Here is a 511-nt window from a genome sequence, read left to right as displayed (position 1 = left end):
AGTCGCTGGGTGTAGACCCGAAACCAAGTGATCTACTCATGGCCAGGATGAAGGTGCGGTAACACGCACTGGAGGTCCGAACCCACTAATGTTGAAAAATTAGGGGATGAGCTGTGGGTAGGGGTGAAAGGCTAAACAAACTTGGAAATAGCTGGTTCTCTCCGAAAACTATTTAGGTAGTGCCTCAAGTATCACCATCGGGGGTAGAGCACTGTTATGGCTAGGGGGTCATCGCGACTTACCAAACCATTGCAAACTCCGAATACCGATGAGTGCGAGCTTGGGAGACAGACGTCGGGTGCTAACGTCCGGCGTCAAGAGGGAAACAACCCAGACCGCCAGCTAAGGTCCCAAAGATTGGCTAAGTGGAAAACGAAGTGGGAAGGCTAAAACAGTCAGGATGTTGGCTTAGAAGCAGCCATCATTTAAAGAAAGCGTAATAGCTCACTGATCGAGTCGTCCTGCGCGGAAGATGTAACGGGGCTAAGCCAGTCACCGAAGCTGCGGATAT

General features: G+C 50.9%; 1 rRNA gene. It reads left to right on the top strand.

The window, feature by feature from the left end:
• Nucleotides 1-511 (top strand): 23S ribosomal RNA (locus GTP55_RS29270); the annotation flags it as partial.

It is taken from the genome of Duganella margarita (assembly GCF_009857535.1).
GTDB lineage: Bacteria > Pseudomonadota > Gammaproteobacteria > Burkholderiales > Burkholderiaceae_D > Rugamonas > Rugamonas margarita.
Note: the sequence above shows the minus strand (reverse complement) of the source record. Positions and strands in the feature narration are given on the sequence as shown.